Annotated in this window: 1 protein-coding gene; it reads left to right on the top strand. The window is 42.5% G+C overall.

Features of this window, described 5'->3' with window-relative positions; genetic code table 11:
- The first annotated feature begins 621 nt into the window (after positions 1-621).
- Entirely contained in the window at positions 622-2,361 is a 1,740-nt protein-coding gene (ltrA, locus tag QUA74_RS29595; RefSeq protein ID WP_333336321.1) for a group II intron reverse transcriptase/maturase, read from the top strand.
- Positions 2,362-2,482 lie beyond the last annotated feature (121 nt).

Consider the following 2,482-nt stretch of genomic DNA (forward strand, 5'->3'; position numbering starts at 1 on the left):
GTGCGATTCGTTTAACCTAAAATAAGGCTTTAAATCCTTATGGGATGGTTAACCTAGCTGCATAGGCAGTTAGTGATAACTGGTTACATTTGCAGGTACACCGCTGTGCGGTTAGTCCTGTCCCTCAAGTGCAGAGGTGAAAGCATACCCCCTAATGTATTGGCTAGCAACTAATAGGTTAAAGCGGGGGTAAAAGGTAGAACTACTAGGAGCCGAACCCGGTAACTACCGAGCAAGAGTCCATGCGTAGCGCAAGCAAAGATGTGGTCGAACCATCGTAAGCAGTAATGGTGTAATGGCTCAATCAAGAATAAACCCGTTGAAAGATACGGTAAAGACTGATTAACACCAAGCCAAAAGGCAAGGATAGGGCGTAAGCGTTTTCAATAACGACTTATCAGCACCGCCCGTAAACCCGGTGGATAGTATCACGCTAAAGACTCAAACAATGTGTAATCGGAACGAAGTAACTCTCTTAAATCTCTGGATAGGTCGATATTCAGTAAGTAGCTAACGAATGGTTTAAGAGAGAGGGATTGTATCAAAAGCGAATGCCTCACTGTAATGGTGTGGATAGGCTGACAGATACACGGTAATTCCAACGGAATAGAATAAGTAGCAATGAACATATCTAAAACGCTGAACAATCAGACGGTGGAGTGGAAAGACATCAATTGGCGAAAGCTAGAGCGGGTGACTTTTAAGTTGCAAAAGCGAATATTCCAAGCGAGTGAACGTGGGAATGTTAAAGCAGTTCGCAAACTTCAGAAGACCCTGATTAGGTCTTGGTCTGCAAAATGTATTGCGGTACGTAGGGTGACACAAGATAACCAAGGTAAAAATACGGCTGGTGTGGATGGCATTAAATCACTAAATCCAAAGCAACGTACTAACCTGGTTGATAAGTTAAAGTTGGAAGGCAAGGCAAAACCCACTCGTAGGGTTAATATTCCCAAACCCGGAACAACCGAAACTAGACCATTAGGAATACCTACAATAAGCGACCGCGCATTGCAAGCGTTAGTTAAACTAGCGTTAGAACCAGAATGGGAGGCAAAATTCGAGCCAAACTCTTACGGTTTTCGACCAGGACGCTCATGTCACGATGCGATTCAAGCAATATTTGACTGTATCAAGCAGAAAGCCAAGTATGTACTAGATGCTGATATTGCCAAATGCTTCGACCGTATAAACCACAAAGCATTACTCGAAAAAATAGGTACATATCCCACCTTAAACCGTCAAATCAAATCATGGCTCAAGGCGGGACACTGTGACCAGGGCAGTATGTTCCCTTCTAACGAGGGTACACCACAGGGCGGGGTAATTTCGCCCCTACTTGCGAATATTGCCTTGCATGGTATTGAAGAAAGAGTAAAGCAATACGCGGAAACCTTGGTGATAATCACATCTGGAGGACATAAATTAAACAAACTCCTAAGAAGAGAATCACTGAGTTTAATCCGTTACGCTGACGACTTCGTGATAATTCATCAGGATTTGAACGTAGTTCTAAAATGCCAAGAGATAATTGCTGAATGGTTAAGTGACATGGGATTGGAGTTAAAACCAAGTAAGACAAAATTAACCCACACCCTTAACGAATTAAATGGAAATGTTGGGTTTGAGTTTTTAGGGTTCCACGTACAACAGTACAAAACGGGTAGATACCGATGTGCTAACAATACATACGGGGAGCCACTAGGTTTTAATACACTAATCACACCCTCAAAAATCAAGGTAAAAACACACTTAGCCAAGATTGCAGAAGTAATAGACACCCATAAAACCGCCCCACAAGCCGCTTTAATTAGTAGGCTGAACCCAATTATTAGGGGATGGTCAAACTATTACTCAACGAAAGTTAGCAAGGAAACCTTTTCAAAGGTTGACAACCTAATTTATGACAAGCTAAGAGCCTGGGCAAGAAAAAGGGGAAAAGGGAGCATCAATAAAAACAAATACTGGAGAACAGTAGGCGATAGGAATTGGTGTTTCAGTACCGAGGATGGGATGGAATTAAAACGGCATTCAGATACGCCAATCGTAAGGTATATCAAAGTAAAAGGTGCTGCCAGTCCATTTGATGGTAACTGGATTTATTGGAGTAAGCGAAGAGGTGAGTTCCCAGATACACCTAACAGAGTGGCAACACTTTTGAAGAAACAAAAGGGTATTTGTCCTCACTGTGGTTTGTACTTTACCTGTACAGACATTGTAGAAGTTGACCATATTAAACCGACATCGTTAGGTGGAAAAGACACCTATGACAACCTACAACTTCTGCATAAACATTGCCACGACACAAAGACAGCAACAGATGGGTCAATACACTCTAAAGAAAGTGTCAAAACCCGATAGCGTGTCTTGAATCGTATCCATAACAAGGATAGAATTATCAAGGAGCCGGATGAGGTGAAAGTCTCACGTCCGGTTCTGAAGGAGAGGTAGAGGTGGCAACGCCTCTATCGACTCTAACAAA

Origin of the sequence: Microcoleus sp. LAD1_D3 (assembly GCF_036702135.1) — a bacterium.
Classification (GTDB): Bacteria; Cyanobacteriota; Cyanobacteriia; order Cyanobacteriales; family Microcoleaceae; genus Microcoleus.

Coding starts and splice junctions, on each gene's coding strand:
- ltrA (WP_333336321.1), top strand. CDS start 622: ATGAACATATCTAAAACGCTGAACAATCAGACGGTGGAGTGGAAAGAC.